The sequence below is a fragment of the Streptomyces sp. NPDC055815 genome, from assembly GCF_053616475.1.
Window position 1 is genome coordinate 52372 of record NZ_JBSHDU010000003.1, and the last position, 18197, is coordinate 70568.

Consider the following 18197-nt stretch of genomic DNA (forward strand, 5'->3'; position numbering starts at 1 on the left):
AGAGAAACGCCCCCGGCCGCCCGTGGCTGCCTCGGCGCAGCAGGGCGGAAACGGCGGTCGGCACGGCGTAGCGCTCGTCCCGTCCACCCCTCCACTTCCCTGAACCAGCATGACTTCCTGCACGGCGTGTGGGCGTGGGGGATCCACATCAGCGCGGCGGCGGCCCGGATCCCGCCCGCGCCCCCACGCGCCGCGCCTCGCCACACCCTCGCTCTGCGGAGGGGACCCGGATCGCCGGCTCGGCGACCGTCGCTCCCCGCTGCCGACGGCCCGTAGAGGTCAGAAAATAAAGTATGAGCGACCTACTTGGACAAGTCCGGCGTCGGCTGCTCGGCTCGACCACGAGATCTTCCTCTCCCCGTCGGCGTCCCCGCTCAGGAAGCCACCAGGAGCGTCATGAGCACGCCCAGCCCCCCGAGGGAAGGGCGCGGCGGCCGCAGCGTCTGTCCTCCCTTCTGAACATGCGCAGCGTGGCCGGCGAGGTGTTCCTCCTGCAGCTGGCCGTCGTGGTGCTGCTCGTCGCCGCCGCGGTGGTGGCGCTCGTGGTGCAAGCCCGGAGCGCCGGCATGGAGGACGCCCGGCACCGTACGCTCGCCGCCGCCGGAACGTTCGCGGAATCTCCGGGAATCGTCGCGGCCCTGCGCAGCCCCCATCCGACCGCGGTGCTACAGCCGAGCGCCGAGGCGGCCCGGAAGATCGCCGGGGTCGACGGCATAAACGTGTACACGCTCTCCGGGGTCACCCTCGCCCACAGCGACCCGCGGCAGATCGGGAAGCACGTCGTCGGCCCCTTCTCCAAGGCGGCGGCCGGCCAGTCCTTCACCGAGACCTTCGAAGGGTCCCTGGGGCAGTCCGTGGTCTCCGTGGTCCCCGTCAAGGACTCCGACGGCCGCGTCATCGCCATCGTCTCCTCCCCGGTCACGGTCCAGAACGTGCAGAGCATGGTGAACCGGCAGCTGCCGGTCGTCCTCGGCAGTGCAGCCGCGGTGCTCGCCCTGTCCGCGGGCGGAACCGCCCTGGTGAGCCGTCGGCTGCTGCGCCGGACCCATGGCCTGGGACCGGCCGAGATGACGAGGATGTACGAGCACCACGACGCGGTGCTGCACGCGGTGCGAGAGGGCGTGCTGATCGTCGGCGGCGGCGGACGGCTGCTGCTGGCCAATGACGAGGCGCGGCGGCTGCTGCGGCTGCCCGTGGACGCGGAAGGCCTCCCCGTCACGGACCTGGGTCTGGAGGAGGGGATCGCCGAGCCGATCGCATCGGGCCGTTCCGCGACCGACGAGCTGCACATGGCAGCCGATCGGCTGCTGTCGGTGAACATCCGGCCCACCGCTCCGTACGGGCAGGCCGGGACCGTCGTCACGCTGCGGGACACCACCGAGCTGCGGGCACTCTCCGGCAGGGCCGAGGTGGCCCGCGAGCGGCTGAAGCTGCTCTACGACGCGGGGGTGCGGGTGGGAACGACGCTGAACGTCGAGCGCACTGCGGAGGAACTGGCGGAGGTGGCGGTCCCGCGGTTCGCCGACGTGGTCACGGTCGACCTGCTGGACCCGGTGCTGCGCGGCGAGGAGCCGGCCGAAGCGAGCACCGAGATGCGCCGCACCGCCGCCGTCGGCCTTCAGGGCGACCACCCGCTCTACCCCGTCGGCAGGCTGATCCGGTTCGTTCCCACCAGCCCGATGGCGGCCGGGCTGGCCGGCGGCCGTGCGGTCCTGGAGGCGGACCTGCGCACCACCCACGGCTGGCGGACCCAGGACCCGGCCAACGCCGTGCGGATCCTGGACCGCGGCATCCACTCCTTGATCGCCGTGCCCCTGCGGGCCCGGGGCGTGGTGCTGGGGATGGCCGGCTACTGGCGGGGGCAGGACTCCCCGCCGTTCGACGAGGAGGACGTGTCCTTCGCCGAGGAGCTGACCGCCCGGGCGGCACTGGCCGTCGACAATGCCCGCCGCTACACCCGCGAGCACACCATGGCCGTCACCCTGCAGCGCAGCCTGCTGCCCCGGGGCGTACCGGAGCAGTCCGCCGTCGAGGTCGCGCACCGCTATCTGGCTGCCCAGGCCGGTGTGGGTGGTGACTGGTTCGATGTCATCCCGCTGCCCGGCACCCGGGTGGCCCTGGTGGTCGGCGACGTCGTCGGCCACGGTCTCCACGCAGCCGCCACCATGGGCCGTCTGCGCACCGCCGTGTACAACTTCTCCACCCTCGACCTGCCTCCGGACGAACTCCTGAGCCACCTGGACGAGCTGGTCGCCCACATCGACACCGACGAGCAGGAGTGGCAGGGGATCACCGGAGCCACCTGCCTGTGCGCCATCTACGATCCCGTCTCGGGGCAGGTGACGGCCGCCACCGCCGGGCATCCGGGCCCCGCTCTGGTCCGCCCCGACGGAACCGTGTCCTTCCCCGAGGTGCCCGTCTCCCCGCCGCTGGGCCTGGGCGAGGGCCTGCCCATGGAGACCATGACGGTCACCCTGCCCGAAGGCTCCCGGCTGGCACTCTTCACCGACGGACTGATCGAGAGCCGCGACCGCGATCCGGACGCGGGCCTGGCAGCGCTGCGCGCCGCCCTGGCCGGGCCCGCCCGCACCCCGGAGGAAACCTGCACCGCGGTGATCGACGCGATGCTGCCCACCAGGCCCAGCGACGACGTCGCGCTGCTGGTGGCCCGCACCCGCCGACTGGACCCCGCGCGGATCGCCGAGTGGGACGTGCGGCCCGACCCCGCGGCGGTGTCCCCGGTGCGCAACGCCTGCGCCCGCCGACTGGCGGACTGGGGCCTGGAGGAGATCGCCTTCACCACGGAACTCATCCTCAGCGAACTGATAACCAACGCCATCCGCTACGGCACCGAGCCCATCCGGGTGAGGCTGCTGTACGACCGCAGCCTGATCTGCGAGGTCTCCGACGGGTCCAGCACCTCCCCGCATCTGCGCCGGGCCGAGGCCACCGACGAGGGCGGTCGCGGCCTGTTCCTCGTCGCGCAGTTCGCCGAGCGCTGGGGCACCCGCTACACCGCCCGCGGCAAGATCATCTGGAGCGAGCAGGCCCTCCTCGACGGGGCCGCACCGCCCGCGATGGATCTCGGGGAGGCGCTCCTGGCCGGGTGGGACGACGAGGGGTTCTGAGAACGCGCCGGTACGGCAGCCGCAGGGAAGACAGCGGACACCACCGTCTGGGACTGCGCTGCCGAGGCCGCCGAACGTACGCTGGCCTCGATCAGTACGCGACCGCCCGTTATGGAGCCTTTGTGCCCGCACCTCGTCTCCGGACAGCCTTCGTCGCCGCCTGCCTGGTCCTCGCGGCGCCCCTCGGCGCCTGCGGAGACAAGCCCACCACCGCGCCCAGAGCACCCGCGGTGGCCACCTCCGCCGCGGACGCCGGCGGCATGGCAGCACTGACCTCGGCGGCGAAGAAAGAGGGCTCGCTCCACACGATCGCGCTCCCGAGCGACTGGGCCAACTACGGCGCAGTGATCGACGGCTTCGAGAAGAAGTACGGGATCAAGGTCACGGTGGAGAACCCGGAAGGTACCAGCCAGGACGAGATCAACGCCCTGAAGGAGCACAGGGGCGGAGGCCGCGCCCCCGATGTGATCGACGTGGGGGGCTCGTTCGCGCAGTCCGCGGCACGGCAGGGCCTGCTCGCTCCGTACAAGGTCGCCGCGTACGACGAGATCCCCAAGGAACAGAAGGACGACCGGGCCCGCTGGTACAACAACTACGGCGGCTACATCTCGATCGGCTGTGACGCCAAGCGTGTCACGACCTGCCCCGCGACCTTCGCCGACCTGCGCAAGCCCGAGTACAAGGGCAAGGTCGCGCTCAACGGCGACCCCACCAAGTCCGGCTCCGCCTTCGCCGGGGTCTACGCGGCGGCCCTGGCGAACGGGGGTTCCTTCGACGACGTCCAGCCCGGCATCGACTTCTTCGCCGAGCTCAGCAAGAACGGCAACTTCATCCCGGTCGAATCCACCCCGGCCACGATCGCGAAGGGCCAGACCCCGATCAGCATCGACTGGGACTTCCTCAATCTCGGATACGCCGACGAGTTCCGCGAGAACGGTACGGACGTCGACTGGCAGACCGCCATCCCCTTCGACGGCAGCTTCGCCCAGTACTACGCGAACGGGGTGAACAAGGACGCTCCGCACCCCGCGGCAGCACGTCTGTGGCAGGAGTACGTCTTCAGCCCGGAGGGCCAGAACCTCCGGCTCGGCGCCTACGCACGCCCCGTCCTCATGGACGCCATGGAGAAGGACGGCACCCTCGACAAGGCCGCCGCGGAGAAACTGCCGACGGTCGAGGGCACGCCGACGTTTCCGACGGAGGCGCAGACGGAGAAGGCAAGAGAGACCGTCAACAGCGGCTGGGCCGAGGCCGTCTCGAACTGAGGGCCAAGGGCGCTCCTGACCAGGCGTGCACCCACCGGTCCGGACCTCACACCGGTGGCGGCCCGGGAACCGCACGAGGCCCGGCCGGCTGCCGCGTTCAACTCGCTGGAGAGCCTGAAGATCAGGGGCGGAGCATGAGCGGAACCACATAGTCCCGTGACGCCCGCGTCGCACGGTTGCGCCAGGCCCGGCAAGCGGACAGCACGGTCAAGTCCGCCCAGGCACGGGCCGTCGTTCGGGACCTCAGCGAGCCGGTCAGCGGGTGCGCCCAGGCCACCGCCGCAGCCGCCTCAGCGAGCCGGTCAGCGGGTCTCCCTCGCTCTGTGCCCGGGAAGCAGGCGTGTCCACCTGGTTCGTCTACAACCAGCCCGCGGTCAAAGCCGCGGTCCGGGACGCGATGAGCGCCCCGACCCATCACGGGACGGAAGCGGCAGCGGCGCCCCGACCCGAGCGGACAACACCCGCCGGCCTGCACACCGACCTCGCGTTCGCCCGCGAAGAGATCCAGGATCTGAAACGGGAGCGCGACGGGCTCAAGCGCCGGGTCCAGCTCTCCCTCGGCGCGGAAATCGACAACGTGGCCCGAGCCGACCTGGTCAACCGGATCCAGGGCCTGGAACACCAGAACCGGGTCCTCGCCGCTGACCTCTCCGAAGCCAGGGCTCGGGCGGAACGGCTCGCGCAACGACAGTAGGAGGCGGAAGAAACCATCGCATCGCTGCGGCTACCTGAACTTGAACGGGTGATGTCGGTTGGATCGTTGGTTACGTCCTGGTCCGCGGGCGCTGGACACTGCCGGTTCGGGCTCACGATGGTCGCCCCAGCCGCCGTCGCGCCGCGGCGAGATTGAGCAGTGCTTCACATTGACGTTCCCCAGCGGTGAACGGCACGGCCGGAGCGGAAGGCTGTCAAACTGCGCAGGGCGGGCGCCGGGCTCCTGCCCCGCGCCCGCCCTGGAGACTCATCAGTTAAGAATGCTCATGGTGAAGCTCTGGTTGTCGCCGGTGTGGCAGTCCCACAGCCGCGCGGGGGCGCCGTTGTCCGTGCGCCAGTCCGCGATCTCGAGGCACTTGTGCTGGGCGTACCAGAAGTCCATGACTATCTTTGCCTGGCCAGTGACGAACACCTGGTTGAGGCCCCAGTGGCAGTCCCACTGGTTCGCGGTCGCACCGTTGTTGGTTCCCCAGCCGCCGATCTCCATGCACTTGCCGCTATGAATGTTCCTGTAGTAGTACTCCCCGGGGAGGTCCCTCGAAGGGATCTGCTCCCACTGCTGGTTGGCGCCACCGGTGCAGGTCCACTGACGGATAGCCGCGCCGTTGGCCGTACTCCAGTCCGCCACCTCAAGACACTTGCCAGAGTGGTTCGCACGGAACTCGACGATCCAGTTGTCGGAGAGCGACGCCGTCGTCGCGGCCTGGGCCGGAGCGGCCGACAGGCCGAAGACGATGCCCAGGGAGGCGGCAAGAACAAGCAGCCCGTGCCTGGCACGGGTAAACGCGGTGAGTTTCATGGTCCTCGGCTATCGATGAGAGAGATCCGGCAAGCGGCCGGAAAGCGACGTTCATGATCGCATAGGGCTGCCACGTAACTCATCGTCTGGACGCCCCACTTGGACCGCGACACGTCGTAGGTTCCGCCGGATCGACGGAACTCACCCTTCCGCTTCATTCCTCCACCAAGCATTCATGAAGAGCCTGATCACAGCCCTCGACCCCGTCGCCCCCCGCCCGGATCATCGGCGTGGAGGCATCACCTCGACGCTAGGCAGTGTCTTCAAATGATCTAGCCCGTTGGATCACGGTGTCGTGATACGTCGTCATGAGCTGTCCGATGCGGAGTGGGAGTTCGTCCGGCCGTTCCTGCCCGAGTCGTCGCGGGGACGTAAGCGGCTGGACGACCGCACGGTCCTGAACGGGATCGTGTGGAAGTTCCGGACCGGGACGGCCTGGCGGGACGTGCCCGAGCGCTACGGCCCGTGGGCCACACTGCACACGCGTTACCGCAGGTGGGCGGCGGACGGAACGTTCGACCGGATACTGCGGGCCGCGCAGGCGAAAGCGGACGCGGCGGGCGATCCGGTCTTCGACCTCACCCTGGACTAACTGGCCACGTGGTACGACACCGCGTCCGGACAGCGTGAACGGGACGCCGCCGCCCGCGGCATCGACCGCGAGCTCCGCGGCCAGCTGATGCCGACCTGGCGGCTGATGTGGCAGGGCGTCCACAGACTGCGCGAGCTCCCGCCGGGGGCGCATGTGGACCCGCGCCGGGTGTACGACCGGCGCCAGTTCGGCGAGTTCGCCGCCTACCTCGACGACGACGGCCGTCTCAGGCCCGCCGCGACCACGCGGTCGGCGCGGCCCGCCGCCTGGCCCGCATGGAGGAGGCCCAGGAGCGGTACGAGGCCCAGCGCGCGTACGACGATCCCTGGTGATGGCGGAGCACGAACTGACGGGCAAGGCCTTCACGGGCGTCGTCACGGACCGGGACGAGGAGCGCACCGTGCCGGGCGACCGGCCCGGCTCCGCGCTCTGGCGCCCCTCCCTCACCGTGCGCTGCGAGCTCCCGGTGCCGATGCCGGCCGGGACCGCGGTCAAGTCCCCCGCCCGGCCGGGGCAGAAGGCCGCGATCCTCGACGTCGTCCCCGACGGCGCCGGACCCACCGTACTGATCCAGCTGAACGGCGGCTTCGCCAACAAGCGCAAGCCCCCGGCGCCCGAGGGGACCATGGCCACCCTGGGCGAGACCGTCACCTTCACCTCCATCGACCCGCAGAACATGCCGTCCCGGCTGCCCGACGACGAGGACACCCCCTGGACGCACGGCGGTCCGCCCCAGCCGTACGAACCCACCGGCGCCGACGCGGAAGAGGCCTCGGCATGACATCCACCCCGCAGGACGGCGACGCCGCGACGCCCGACGCCATGTCGCCCGGCGCGCTGGCCGACCGGGCGGTCGCCACCGTCCTGTCCGACCTGGAACATCGCCCGGGAATACCCGGACCTCCCCGTCGGCCGCCTGCACAAGAGAGACTTCCTCCTGCCCGAACGAGTGCGCCGGCACGCCAACGTGCGGGGCAGCAACGAGGCACCCGCCCTCCGCGACCTGCCGGTCGTCGTCTCCACCGCCAAGAAGTGGTCGCACGTCCCCGCGAGAAGTGCGCGCCGTGGCGCTGGGTCATCGTCGACGAGGCCTACCAGACGCGCTCGCAGCTCCTCGAGCGGGTGGAGAAGCTGCAGCCGGCGGTGAAGTTCGCCCGCGAGGAGGCGAACAGCGCCGAGGTCACCGACCAGCGGGTCGGCGACGCCGTCTTCGGCACTCCAGGCTCAGCATGCGGCGCTCATCGCCGGATCGACCGGGCCCGGGCCCTGGTACGTCGAAATGCCAGTTCGAATCTGGTCCGCCGCGCTCGATCGGCGGTGGTCCAAAGACAGGACGCGACGCAATGACGAATGACCCGGGTCCTCGAGCGTGCCGGCGTGTGATGGGAGCGGCATCCACAGGGTCCGGGGGCAGGCCACGCCCCCGGACCCGCTCCTTTTCCCGTGCCTGTCAGCTGGGCTGGGCCGTGGGCATGAGGGTGACCTGCTGCAGGTTGGCCCGCGGCGGGAGGCTCGCGACGAAGCCGACGGTCTGCGCGACGTCCTCGGGCGTGAGCCACTCCATGGTCTCCTTGGAGTCCTCCAGCCATGCGAGGGCGCCCTCGTCGGTGACGTGGCTCTGCAGCTCGGTGCCGACGATGCCCGGCTCGATCGCCGAGACCCGGACGTTCTTCGCGCCCAGCTCGGCCCGCAGGTGCCGGGAGAGGTGGGTGACGTACGCCTTCGTCGCGGAGTAGACCGCGAAGTTCGGGAAGATGTTCTGCGCCGCGATCGACGAGGTGTTGATCAGGTCCGCGACGCCACGCTCCGCGGCCGCCCGCACCAGCTGCGGGGTGAACGCACCGATCACGTGCATCAGGCCGGTGATGTTGAGGTCGATCTGGCGCTGCCACTGCTCGGTGGCCAGCTCCTCGACGGGGGCCGGCAGCATCACGCCCGCATTGTTGAACAGCAGGTCGGCGCCGCCGCGTTCGGACGCCACCCGCTCCGCGGCCGCCCGTACGGCCGCCGCGTCGGTCACATCGACCGGCAGCGCCGTGGCTTGGCCACCGTCCTTCTCGATCCGGGCGACGAGTTCCTCCAGCCGGTCCGCGCGTCGCGCCAGGACGACGACCCGGGCTCCCAGCGCGGCGAGGTGCTCGGCCGTCGCCTCACCGATGCCGCTGGAAGCACCGGTGACGACCGCGACGCGGCCGGTGAGGGGGCGGACGGAGGTGTGCGGGGTGTGCGTGGTCATGGGACACGCCTTTCGGGGTGGGTGAGGTGAAGGGGTTCAGGGCCTCGGCCTCGTGCCGTCGGCCCCCGAACAAGAACACCACCCCGAGGCGGCCTCCGGGACGCCCGAAAGTGCCCTGACCAGGCAGGTATCCCCGGGGCAGGTACCGGCAGTACCACCCGCCGCCGGGCTGCGGCCCGCGCGCGCCCGTCACACTGGGGGCATGGATGACCGTGGCCGCGAACTCGCCGATTTCCTCCGCACCCGCCGCTCCCGGGTGACCCCTGACCAGGCCGGACTTCCCGAGGACCACCGGGTACGCCGCGTGCCCGGCCTGCGCCGCGACGAGGTCGCCCGGCTCACCGGAGTCAGTACGGAGTACTACACGCGCCTCGAACAGGGCCGGGCCCAGAACCCCTCCCCCGAAGTCGTCGAAGCCCTCGCCGGCGCCCTGCGCCTCGACCCGTCCGAGCGGGAGCACCTCACGGACCTCCTGGCGCGGCCCGCCCCGGCCCGCCGTTCCCCCGCCGGGCCCCAGCGGGTGCGCGGCGGCCTGTACCTGATGCTGCAGACCCTCGACCACGTGCCCGCGTTCATCCTGGGCCGGCGCACCGACGTCCTGGCCTCCAACCGGCTCGCCCGCGAAGTCCTCACCGACTTCGACGCCCTGCCCGCGCCGCACCGCAACCTCGCCCGCTACTACCTCCTCGACCCCGAGGCCCGCACACGCGTCGGCGACTGGGGGCGCATCGCCGCCGAGACGGTCGCCATCCTCCGTCTCGAGGCGGGCCGCAACGCGCACGACCGTCGACTCGCCGACCTCATCGGCGAACTCACCGTGAAATCGGCGGAGTTCACGACGTGGTGGAACGACCACCGGGTGCTGCGCCGCACCCACGGGGCGAAGCACTACCACCACCCGAGCGCCGGTGAGCTGCACTTCTCCTACGAGTCCTTCCAGGTCCCGGGTGACGCCGAACAGACCCTGTGCGTCTACAACGTCGAACCGGGCTCCGCCACGGCCCGGGCGCTCCGGAGCCTCACAGGTCTCACCGCCGAGGCGCCGGACGACATCGGAGCCGTACAGGCGTTCTGAAGGCGGTGGGCGCCGTGAAGCCGGTGGGTTTCGTGGTGAAGCCGGTGGGCGTCGCCTCCGTGCGCCGCTCGCTGCGCCGGGCGCGCCTCTCGGCGGGGCCACCACGTCGCGCGCTCGCTGGATGAAGTGAATACAGATGCCTGCGTGTTGGTCTGTTTATGCCATCGGGCACCTTCCCGTCAGCGGTTCTCACCGTTGAGAGGGACACGCAATGACGAGCCACGCTACCGAAGTCGAGCTGGAAGACCTCCTCCGCCGAGCGCTGCACGCCACGGGTACGGGTGCGCGCTGGGCGGTCGAGGCGGACGAGATGTGGTGCCGGGTCGCGCCCGTGGCCGGGACGCGTCGCGCACAGGGGTGGAAGCTGCACCTCTCGGCCACGGCCGCCTCCGCGCCGGCGGTCCTCACCAGGGCCCTGGGCGTGCTGCTGCGGGAGGAGGCGGGCTTCAAGTTCGCGCGGTCCCTGGAGCAGGTCAGTGCCCTCAACTCCCGTGCGACGCCCCGCGGAAGCTCCGGGAAGTTCATCACCGTCTACCCGCGGTCGGACGCCGAGGCCGCCGCGCTCGCCCAGGAGCTGCACGGCGCCACGGCGGGCCTTGCCGGCCCCAGGATCCTCTCCGACCAGCCGTACGCCGTGCGCAGCCTGGTGCACTACCGCTACGGGTCGTTCGTCGGCCGCCGGCGTCTTTCGGACGACGGTCTGCTGGTGTGGTTCATCGAGGACCCCGACGGCAATCCCGTGGAGGACCGGCGCACCGGCCAGTACGCCCCGCCGCCCTGGGCCGAGTGTCCGTTCCCCGCCGTGGTGCCGGTGGCGCCGCCCAGCGGGGATGCGAAGAACCGTCCGGTGGTGCTCGGTGGCCGCTTCGCGGTCCGGGAGGCGATCCGGCAGACGAACAAGGGCGGTGTGTACCGGGGCAGCGATGCCCGTACGGGCGAGGGCGTGGTGATCAAGGAGGCCCGACCGCACGTGGAGGGCGATGCCTCCGGCGGCGACGTGCGGGACTGGCTGCGCGCCGAGGCCAGGACGCTGGAGAAGCTCAAGGGGACGGGGCTCGCCCCGGAGGCCGTGGCGTTGTTCGAGCACGGCGGGCATCTGTTCCTGGCCCAGGACGAGGTGCCGGGCGTGACCCTGCGCACCTGGGTCGCCGAGCACTTCCGCGATGTGGGGGGCGAGCGCTACCGCGCCGACGCGCTCGCGCAGGTCGTACGGCTCGTGGACCTGGTGGCGGAGGCGCACGCCCGTGGACTGGTCCTGCGGGACTTCACGCCGGGCAATGTGATGGTCCGCCCGGACGGCGAACTGCGCCTCATCGACCTGGAGCTCGCCGTCCTGGAGGACGAGACCGCGCTGCCGACCCGCGTGGGGACGCCCGGGTTCAGCGCCCCCGAGCGCCTGGCCGACGCGCCCGTCTCCCCGACGGCCGACTACTACAGTCTCGGGGCCACCGTCTGCTTCGTCCTGGCCGGGAAGGTGCCGAACCTGCTGTCCGAGGAGCCCGGCGACAGGCCCGCGGAGGAACGGCTCGCCGCCTGGCTGACGGCCTGCACCGGCCCGCTCCAACTCCCCGACGGCGTCGTGGAGATGATCCTCGGCCTGATGCGCGACGATCCCGCGGGGCGGTGGAATCCGGCCATGGCCCGCGCGGCCCTGAGGCCGGCGGACCCGGCGTCGCCAGGCGGTGCCGTACGGTCGGCGCCCCGTGCCGACGCGGGCGGCGCGGCGCATGGCGGCACGGTGCACGGCGGCGCGGTGCAAGGGGGAGCGGTGCAGGGCGGCACGGCGCAAGGTGGATCGGCGCAAGGTGGATCGGCACACGGCGGCACGGCGCACAGCAGCACGGTGCAAGGCGCCTCGGTTCACGATGACGCGGTCGCCGGGCTCGTGAACCACCTCGTCGACTCGATGACTCCCGAGGACGACCGGCGGCTCTGGCCCGTGTCGACCCTGGCCGGGGAGAGCGACCCCTGCACCGTGCAGCAGGGTGCCGCGGGTGTCCTGGCCGTACTGACGCGGTACTTCGAGGTCACCGGCGACCCGCGCCTCCCCGGGCTGCTCTCCACCGCGGGTCACTGGATCGCGGAGCGCACCGACCTCCGTTCCCAGCGCCCCGGTCTGCACTTCGGCGGCCGCGGCACGGCCTGGGCGCTGTACGACGCCGGGCACGCCGTCGACGACCGCCGGCTCATCGACCACGCCGTGGCCCTGGCGCTGGCGCCGCAGCAGGTGACGCCCCATCACGACATCACGCACGGCACGGCGGGGAGCGGACTCGCCGCCCTCCATCTGTGGCGGCGCACGGGGGACACGCGGTTCGCCGAACGGGCCGTGGACGCGGCCGACCGGCTGGCCGCCGCCGTCACGCGCGAGCCGACGGGGGTGGGCTGGGCCGTGCCCGGGGAGGCCGATTCCCCCGAGGGCGGCAAACGCTACCTGGGCTTCGCGCACGGGACGGCCGGCATCGGCTGCTTCCTCCTCGCCGCCGCGGACCTCTCCCGAAGTCCCGATCACCGGGAACTGGCCGTGGAGATCGGCGAGGACCTGCTGTCCGCCGCCGTACGCACGGGGGAGGCGGCCCAGTGGCCCGCTCAGGCGGGTGACGTGCCCACGGCTCCGTACTGGTGCCACGGCTCGGCGGGCATCGGGACCTTCCTCGTCCGACTGTGGCAGGCCACCGGGGACGACAGGTTCGGTGAGCTCGCCCGCCGCAGCACCTGTGCCGTCACGGAACGCGCCTCGCGTGCCGCACTCGCGCAGTGCCACGGGCTCGCGGGCAACGGCGACCTCCTCCTCGACGTGGCGGACGCCACGGGAGAACCGGTCTACCACTACATGGCCGAGGATCTGGCCGGGCTCCTCCTGGCCGAGAGAGCACACCGTCGGGACCAGGTGGTCTTCCCCAACGAGTACGGGGACGTCTCGACGAGCTGGAGCGACGGGTCCGCCGGGATCCTCGCCTTCCTCCTGCGGGTCCGCCGCGCGAGCCCCCGGCACTGGATGGTCGAGCCGGCGGCTTGAGCGCCACCCCTCCCACAGACTCCCGGCGCCGGCTCGACCGGACGCCGGGGCGAGCGGCAGAGCAGTGCTGCCGCCATCCCAGAGAAAGAAGGAAGATCCCATGGAGAACCAGGACCTCGAACTGCTGGCCCGTCTGCACGCCCTTCCCGAGACCGACCCCGTCGGCGTCGACGGAGCGCCGTTCGCCGCGACGTGTGAGTGCGTCGGCCTGCTGACCCTCCTCAACACGGTCTGCATCGGCGTCAGCTGCGCGTAGGACAGCCGGCACCATCCGGCCGGCGGCTGTCCCGGGCAGCCGCCGGCCGGAGCACCGACGGGAAGAGCGGCACGCACCTGTGCCCGCCGATGCGGCGAACGCGGAGACGAGGACCAGACCCCATGCAGCGACACGCCGGTGAAGACGGGCTCGCCCCGGCGGCCCTCAGGACGGCCGCGGCCGCGCGCCCGCACGCCGCACAGCACCCGCCCGGGCCTCCGTACGCCATCAGCACGCGCGGTCTGGTCAAGAGCTATCCGGGACCGGAGGGTACGAGCACCCACGCCGTACGCGGCCTGGACCTGGACGTGACGGAGGGCGAGACGTTCGCCTTCCTCGGCCCCAACGGTGCGGGGAAGTCCACCACCATCGCCCTGCTGTGCGCGCTCGCCCGCCCCACCTCCGGTCACGCGACGGTGGCCGGCGCCGACGTGCTCACCGAGCCTCAGGAGGTACGGCGGCGGGTCGGCATGCTCTTCCAGCACGGCGCCGTGGACCCGGACCTGACGGCCGAACAGAACCTCCACATCCACGCCCGCCTCTACGGACTGTCCCGCCGCGACGCCCGCGAACGCACCGCCGAGGCACTCGAGACCGCGGGTCTCGCGGACCGGCGCCGCTCCCCCGTACGGACCCTGTCCGGCGGCATGCGGCGCCGACTGGAGATCGCCCGCCAGCTGCTGCACGCCCCCGCGGTGCTGTTCCTCGACGAGCCGACCACCGGGCTCGACCCGCACGCCCGGGCCCAGGTCTGGGAGCAGCTGCGGACCCTGCGGGAACGGCACGGCAGCACCCTCTTCGTCACCACCCACTACCTGGAGGAGGCGGAGAACTGCGATCGCCTCGCCATCATCGACCGCGGGCGACTGGTGGCACAGGGCACGCCTCTCGCGCTCAAGTCCGCGATCGGGGACGACCGGATCGTCCTGCGCACCGGCGACGACCGGGCGGCGCAGCGCGTCGTGCGCCGGATCGTGCCGCCCGACCGTGCCGTCGCCGTGGACGGCGACGGCGTCTGTCTGCGGCTGCCCGGCGGCAGTGGCTGGATCCCCCGGCTGTGCGCTGCCCTGGAGGCCGACGGCATCGCGGTGCACGCCGCCTCGGCGACCCCGCCCACGCTGGACGACGTCTTCTTCCACCACACCGGCCGCAGCATGGACGCCGCACGCCCCGTCCGGCCGGTGGCCGAGGTCGTGGAAACCGGCGGCGGCCGATGACCACCCCCACACGGAAGCCCGCGGAGGCGCCGGCCGTTCAGCGGGGCAGCCGTCTGCGGCACGAACTGCGCGCGGTGCACGCCCTGATCCACCGCGACCTGCTGCGCCTCGCCGGCCAGCGCAGCCACACGGCGCTGATGCTGCTCCACCCCGTGCTCTACCTCTTCATCCTCGGAGGCGGACTGGCCGCCCTCATCCCCCAGTCCTCGCTGGGCGTCGGCTACCAGACGTATCTCTTCCCCGGCATGCTGATGATGACCGTGCAGACGCCCGCGATCATGGTCGGGATCCGTCTGATCACCGACCGGGAGAGCGGCTATCTGCGGGAGCTCCTGATGGCGCCGGTGCACCGCTCCACCCTGCTCCTGGGAAGCTGCGCCGGCGGCACTCTGACGGCCGCCGTGCAGGGTGCCGTCCTGCTCGGCCTGGCGGGCGTGGCGGGCCTGCCGTACGACCCCGTGCTCCTGGTGCTGCTTCTCGCCGGGATGATCCTGGCGTCGTTCACCATCACCGCGCTGGCGCTCGCGCTGGCCGTGGGCCTGCGGAGGGCCGAGACGTTCCACACGCTGCTCGGCCTGGTGATGATGCCGCTGCTGTTCCTCTCGGGCGGCTTCTTCCCGCTCGCGGCCCTGCCCGGGTGGGTGCGCGCGCTGTCCGACGTCAACCCGCTCGCGTACGCGGTCGACCTCCTCCGCCGCACGATCGCCCTGCGGGTGCCGGACCGGGCGGCCACCGCCGGCATCGAGTGGGCCGGCGGGCCACCGCCCCTCTTCCTGGAAGCGGTCCTCCTCCTGGCGGGCGGCGTCCTCGCCCTGTCGTGGGCCGCGCACCGGTTCCGCCGTCCCGAATGACCGGCGGCGCCTGGGGCTCCATTCCCCCGCCTCGGCGTCCGAGGTCGATTGTCAGTGGTGGATGAGAAGGTAGAACCATCACGACGGAATGAGGGGGAACCTGTCTTGTCCGGAAAGCAGAACTACATCAATCACGTCGCCCTTGTGCTGGACGCCAGTTCGTCCATGTCGCATCTGAGCGGCAAGGTCGTGGAAGTCGCCGATCAGCAGATCGCCTATCTGGCGCGCCGGTCCAGGGAGCTGGACCAGGAAACGCGAGTCACGGTGTACGTCTTCGCGGACAAGGTGGAGTGCGTCATCTACGACAAGGACGTGCTGCGAATGCCGTCGCTGAAGCAGCTGTACCGGGTCGGCGGAATGACGGCGCTTCTCGCGGCCGCGCTGAAATCGCAGCGGGAGCTGGCGCAGACGGCGCAGCTGTACGGCGACCACAGCTTCCTGACGTTCCTCCTGACGGACGGCCAGGAGAACGCCAGTCACCGCTGCCCCGACAGCCCCATCCGGAACGCTCGTCAACTGGTGGACGCGGTCGCCGAGATGATCCAGGGCCAGGAGGACAACTGGACCCTCGCCGTGCTCGTACCGGACCAGATGGGCAAGCGCGAGGCCATGAACTGCGGCTTCCCGAAGGAGAACATCGCCGTCTGGGACGCGACGAGCACACAGGGTCTCGAGGAGGCCGGTCAGGTCATCCAGGAGGCCACCGAGAAGTTCATGGTGGGACGCACCAAGGGAATCCGCGGATCGCGGGCCGTGTTCTCCACGGGCGCGGACGCGGTCAACAAGGACACCATCAAGGCGGCCGGTCTCACCCCGGCGGATCCGTCGGCGTACCAGCTGATTCCGGTGGCCCGTGACGCGGGGATCCGGGAATGGGTCGTCGAATCCGGGCACACCTATCGCACGGGGTGCGCGTACTACCAGCTGAGCAAGCCGGAAAAGATTCAGGCGCGTAAGCAGATCGCGGTACTGGAGAAGAAGACGGACCGGGTGTACACGGGACCCCAGGCACGGGCTCTGCTCGGCCTTCCGAACGTGGAGACGCGCGTCAAGCCCGACCAGAACGACGAATTCACGATCTTCGTGCAGAGCACGAGCGTGAATCGGAAGCTGGTCTCCCAGACGCGGCTTCTCCTCATGGTCTGAGAAATTCCGTTCGGCGAAGAATCGTCATTCGACACCGAGATGCGCGGCGATGCGTGAGATGGTCCGGGCGTTGTCCTCGAACAGATGGGCGTGCATGCCCGCCGCCCGGGCCGCCTCCACGTTGACCGCGACGTCGTCGATGAGGAGACAGTTCTCCGGCCGCACGTCCAGGCTGGTGCACGCTGCCTCGAAGGCGAGCCGGTCGGGCTTCTCGATGCCGATCTCGTGCGAGTAGACGATCCGCTCGACCAGTTCGTCGAAGCGGTACAGCGCCGTCTCCCGCTCACGGGCGCCGACGAAACTGTTGCTCAGGATGCCCAGTCGGCAGCGACCGCGGAGCTCTCGCACATGGTCGATGAGCTCGGTGTTCGGGGTCCCCAGGTATTCCGTCCAGAGATCGTCCATGAATTCCTGGACCTGGGGACCGTCGAGCGCGAGACGTTCCGCCACTTGTTCGTGCACATGACGCTCGCTGATGCTCCCGACGCTGCCGGCCAGCCAGACGTCACGCATCCGCTGATGCACGGTGCCGGCGGGCAGCACCAGCCGCTCCTCCCACCGTTGCACCCATCCCGTCTCCGGCGTGAGCTCCAGCACGCCACCGATATCGAAGATCACGCAAGCCTCGGACACAAGCACTCCCCCTCATCGCTCAGGCCCCACCTTCGCCACTCCCCCCAGGCCGTGGTCAAGCGATCTCCGCAGCCTGTGACGCCCCTGTCGCCATCGCGGACCAGGTGGCTGTTCCGTACCCTGGCGGCATGCGCATGCGCCCCACTCTGAGCTGGATTCCCGACGAGGACCTGCCACCGGGTACGACGGACCTGGGGCCGGTCGCCGAGGCGCTGGGGGCCGGTGGTGTGCTGGTGCTCAGTGGTGCGGGGATCTCCACGGAGTCCGGGATCCCCGACTACCGGGGCGAGGGCGGAAGCCTCAGCCGGCACACGCCGATGACCTACCAGGACTTCACCGGCAGCGCCCAGGCCCGCCGCCGGTACTGGGCGCGCAGTCACCTGGGCTGGCGTACCTTCGGGCGCGCCCGGCCCAATGCCGGGCACCGGGCCGTGGCCGCCTTCGCGCGCCGCGGCCTGCTCTCCGGCGTGATCACCCAGAACGTCGACGGCCTGCACCAGGCCGCCGGCAGCGGAGGCGTCGTGGAGCTGCACGGCAGTCTGGCCCGGGTCGTCTGCCTGTCCTGCGGCACGTACAGTCCGCGCCGCGAGCTCGCCCGGCGGCTGGAAGAGGCCAACGCGGGCTTCGAGCCGGTGGCGGCCGGAATCAATCCGGACGGTGACGCCGACCTCACCGACGAGCAGGTCGCGGACTTCCGTGTGCTGCCGTGCGCGCACTGCGGCGGCATCCTCAAACCCGACGTGGTGTTCTTCGGCGAGACCGTCCCGCCGCAGCGGGTCGAGCACTGTCGCACGCTGGTCGGCGAGGCGGCGTCGCTGCTGGTCCTCGGCTCCTCACTGACGGTGATGTCGGGCCTGCGGTTCGTCCGTCAGGCGGCGCAGGCCGGGATCCCGGTGCTGATCATCAACCGGGACCCGACCCGCGGCGACCGGCACGCCCTCACCCGTATCGCGCTCCCCCTCGGAGCGGCGCTCACCAGCCTCGCCGAGCGGCTGGGCGCCCCCGTCGGCGAGCAGGCCGGGCTGGACTGAAGCCCGCGGTGCTGCCGGCTATCGGTGCTGCAGCCAGTACACGAGCCACGTCACGGCCGCGGAGCCGGCGGCCCCTGCCGCGCCGATCGCGGCTTGCAGGAGCAGACGGCGCCACACGGGGGTACGGGGCTGCTCGCGTGTGACGTCATCGGTGCCGCTCATGGGGTCGTCCTCCTGGGTCCGCCGGGTCGCCGTCCATCGACGATCCCGGCCCGTGGTGTGTCGCGATCAACGG

Annotated in this window: 16 protein-coding genes and 1 pseudogene; 13 read left to right on the forward strand and 4 right to left on the reverse strand. The window is 71.3% G+C overall.

Going from position 1 to position 18197, the window contains the following annotated elements; all coding sequences use genetic code 11:
- Positions 1–461 precede the first annotated feature (461 nt).
- The 3 genes from ACWGN5_RS03375 (at position 462) to ACWGN5_RS03385 (ending at position 5087) form a co-directional block, all read left to right on the forward strand.
- Positions 462–3128 (forward strand): SpoIIE family protein phosphatase, encoded by a 2667-nt coding sequence (locus tag ACWGN5_RS03375; protein WP_453510921.1) that lies wholly within the window; start codon positions 462–464, stop codon positions 3126–3128.
- Positions 3129–3250: 122 nt separating this feature from the next.
- Positions 3251–4393 (forward strand): ABC transporter substrate-binding protein, encoded by a 1143-nt coding sequence (locus ACWGN5_RS03380; RefSeq protein WP_453510922.1) that lies wholly within the window; start codon positions 3251–3253, stop codon positions 4391–4393.
- Positions 4394–4733: 340 nt separating this feature from the next.
- Positions 4734–5087, forward strand: a complete 354-nt coding sequence (locus tag ACWGN5_RS03385) for a hypothetical protein (RefSeq protein WP_453510923.1) — start codon at positions 4734–4736, stop codon at positions 5085–5087.
- A gap of 270 nt (positions 5088–5357) precedes the next feature.
- Here ACWGN5_RS03385 and ACWGN5_RS03390 read toward each other — a convergent pair whose 3' ends face one another.
- Positions 5358–5906 (reverse strand): RICIN domain-containing protein, encoded by a 549-nt coding sequence (locus tag ACWGN5_RS03390; RefSeq protein WP_453510924.1) that lies wholly within the window; start codon positions 5904–5906, stop codon positions 5358–5360.
- 295 nt (positions 5907–6201) lie between these two features.
- On the opposite strand from ACWGN5_RS03390, the gene ACWGN5_RS03395 reads away from it, so the two are divergent.
- The 3 genes and pseudogenes from ACWGN5_RS03395 to ACWGN5_RS03405 form a co-directional block, all read left to right on the forward strand.
- Positions 6202–6498 carry a transposase gene (locus ACWGN5_RS03395; RefSeq protein WP_453510925.1) on the forward strand — a complete coding sequence of 99 codons (297 nt, stop codon included), beginning with the start codon at positions 6202–6204 and terminating at the stop codon, positions 6496–6498.
- 331 nt (positions 6499–6829) lie between these two features.
- Entirely contained in the window at positions 6830–7279 is a 450-nt protein-coding gene (locus ACWGN5_RS03400; RefSeq protein WP_453510926.1) for a hypothetical protein, read from the forward strand.
- A gap of 323 nt (positions 7280–7602) precedes the next feature.
- A pseudogene (locus ACWGN5_RS03405) lies at positions 7603–7713 on the forward strand (DUF7873 family protein); the annotation flags it as partial.
- Between the two features lie 235 nt (positions 7714–7948).
- Here the strand turns inward: ACWGN5_RS03405 and ACWGN5_RS03410 are convergent.
- Complete coding sequence (locus ACWGN5_RS03410) at positions 7949–8734, reverse strand: SDR family oxidoreductase (RefSeq protein WP_453510927.1); 786 nt, start codon at positions 8732–8734, stop codon at positions 7949–7951.
- 202 nt (positions 8735–8936) lie between these two features.
- Between ACWGN5_RS03410 and ACWGN5_RS03415 the strand changes: the two genes are divergently transcribed.
- From ACWGN5_RS03415 to ACWGN5_RS03440, 6 genes are all read left to right on the forward strand, one after another.
- On the forward strand, positions 8937–9809 hold the full coding sequence (locus tag ACWGN5_RS03415; protein ID WP_453510928.1) for a helix-turn-helix transcriptional regulator: 873 nt from the start codon (positions 8937–8939) through the stop codon (positions 9807–9809).
- Between the two features lie 211 nt (positions 9810–10020).
- Entirely contained in the window at positions 10021–12828 is a 2808-nt protein-coding gene (lanL, locus tag ACWGN5_RS03420) for a class IV lanthionine synthetase LanL (protein ID WP_453510929.1), read from the forward strand.
- 100 nt (positions 12829–12928) lie between these two features.
- Positions 12929–13084, forward strand: a complete 156-nt coding sequence (locus tag ACWGN5_RS03425; RefSeq protein ID WP_167352188.1) for a VenA family class IV lanthipeptide — start codon at positions 12929–12931, stop codon at positions 13082–13084.
- A gap of 122 nt (positions 13085–13206) precedes the next feature.
- Positions 13207–14301 carry an ATP-binding cassette domain-containing protein gene (locus ACWGN5_RS03430; protein WP_453510930.1) on the forward strand — a complete coding sequence of 365 codons (1095 nt, stop codon included), beginning with the start codon at positions 13207–13209 and terminating at the stop codon, positions 14299–14301.
- Entirely contained in the window at positions 14298–15152 is an 855-nt protein-coding gene (locus tag ACWGN5_RS03435) for an ABC transporter permease (protein ID WP_453510931.1), read from the forward strand. Before ACWGN5_RS03430 ends, ACWGN5_RS03435 begins: the two co-directional genes overlap by 4 nt.
- Positions 15153–15257: 105 nt before the next feature.
- Positions 15258–16298, forward strand: a complete 1041-nt coding sequence (locus tag ACWGN5_RS03440; protein ID WP_453511143.1) for a vWA domain-containing protein — start codon at positions 15258–15260, stop codon at positions 16296–16298.
- 24 nt (positions 16299–16322) lie between these two features.
- Here the strand turns inward: ACWGN5_RS03440 and ACWGN5_RS03445 are convergent, their stop codons facing one another.
- The gene (locus ACWGN5_RS03445) at positions 16323–16931 is read right to left on the reverse strand and encodes an HAD family hydrolase (protein ID WP_453511144.1); all 609 of its coding nucleotides are present in this window, start codon (positions 16929–16931) and stop codon (positions 16323–16325) included.
- 128 nt (positions 16932–17059) lie between these two features.
- Here ACWGN5_RS03445 and ACWGN5_RS03450 point away from each other — a divergent pair, with 128 nt between their 5' ends.
- Complete coding sequence (locus ACWGN5_RS03450; protein WP_453510932.1) at positions 17060–17962, forward strand: NAD-dependent protein deacetylase; 903 nt, start codon at positions 17060–17062, stop codon at positions 17960–17962.
- Between the two features lie 18 nt (positions 17963–17980).
- Here the strand turns inward: ACWGN5_RS03450 and ACWGN5_RS03455 are convergent, their stop codons facing one another.
- Complete coding sequence (locus ACWGN5_RS03455; protein ID WP_453510933.1) at positions 17981–18124, reverse strand: hypothetical protein; 144 nt, start codon at positions 18122–18124, stop codon at positions 17981–17983.
- Between the last annotated feature and the right edge of the window lie 73 nt (positions 18125–18197).

Excerpts from the sequence above, each read along its gene's own strand:
- ACWGN5_RS03430 (WP_453510930.1), top strand. The coding sequence starts at position 13,207 with ATGCAGCGACACGCCGGTGAAGACGGGCTCGCCCCGGCGGCCCTCAGG.
- lanL (WP_453510929.1), top strand. The coding sequence starts at position 10,021 with ATGACGAGCCACGCTACCGAAGTCGAGCTGGAAGACCTCCTCCGCCGA.
- ACWGN5_RS03410 (WP_453510927.1), bottom strand. The coding sequence starts at position 8,734 with ATGACCACGCACACCCCGCACACCTCCGTCCGCCCCCTCACCGGCCGC.
- ACWGN5_RS03375 (WP_453510921.1), top strand. The coding sequence starts at position 462 with ATGCGCAGCGTGGCCGGCGAGGTGTTCCTCCTGCAGCTGGCCGTCGTG.
- ACWGN5_RS03450 (WP_453510932.1), top strand. The coding sequence starts at position 17,060 with ATGCGCATGCGCCCCACTCTGAGCTGGATTCCCGACGAGGACCTGCCA.
- ACWGN5_RS03400 (WP_453510926.1), top strand. The coding sequence starts at position 6,830 with ATGGCGGAGCACGAACTGACGGGCAAGGCCTTCACGGGCGTCGTCACG.
- ACWGN5_RS03435 (WP_453510931.1), top strand. The coding sequence starts at position 14,298 with ATGACCACCCCCACACGGAAGCCCGCGGAGGCGCCGGCCGTTCAGCGG.
- ACWGN5_RS03415 (WP_453510928.1), top strand. The coding sequence starts at position 8,937 with ATGGATGACCGTGGCCGCGAACTCGCCGATTTCCTCCGCACCCGCCGC.
- ACWGN5_RS03455 (WP_453510933.1), bottom strand. The coding sequence starts at position 18,124 with ATGAGCGGCACCGATGACGTCACACGCGAGCAGCCCCGTACCCCCGTG.
- ACWGN5_RS03425 (WP_167352188.1), top strand. The coding sequence starts at position 12,929 with ATGGAGAACCAGGACCTCGAACTGCTGGCCCGTCTGCACGCCCTTCCC.
- ACWGN5_RS03390 (WP_453510924.1), bottom strand. The coding sequence starts at position 5,906 with ATGAAACTCACCGCGTTTACCCGTGCCAGGCACGGGCTGCTTGTTCTT.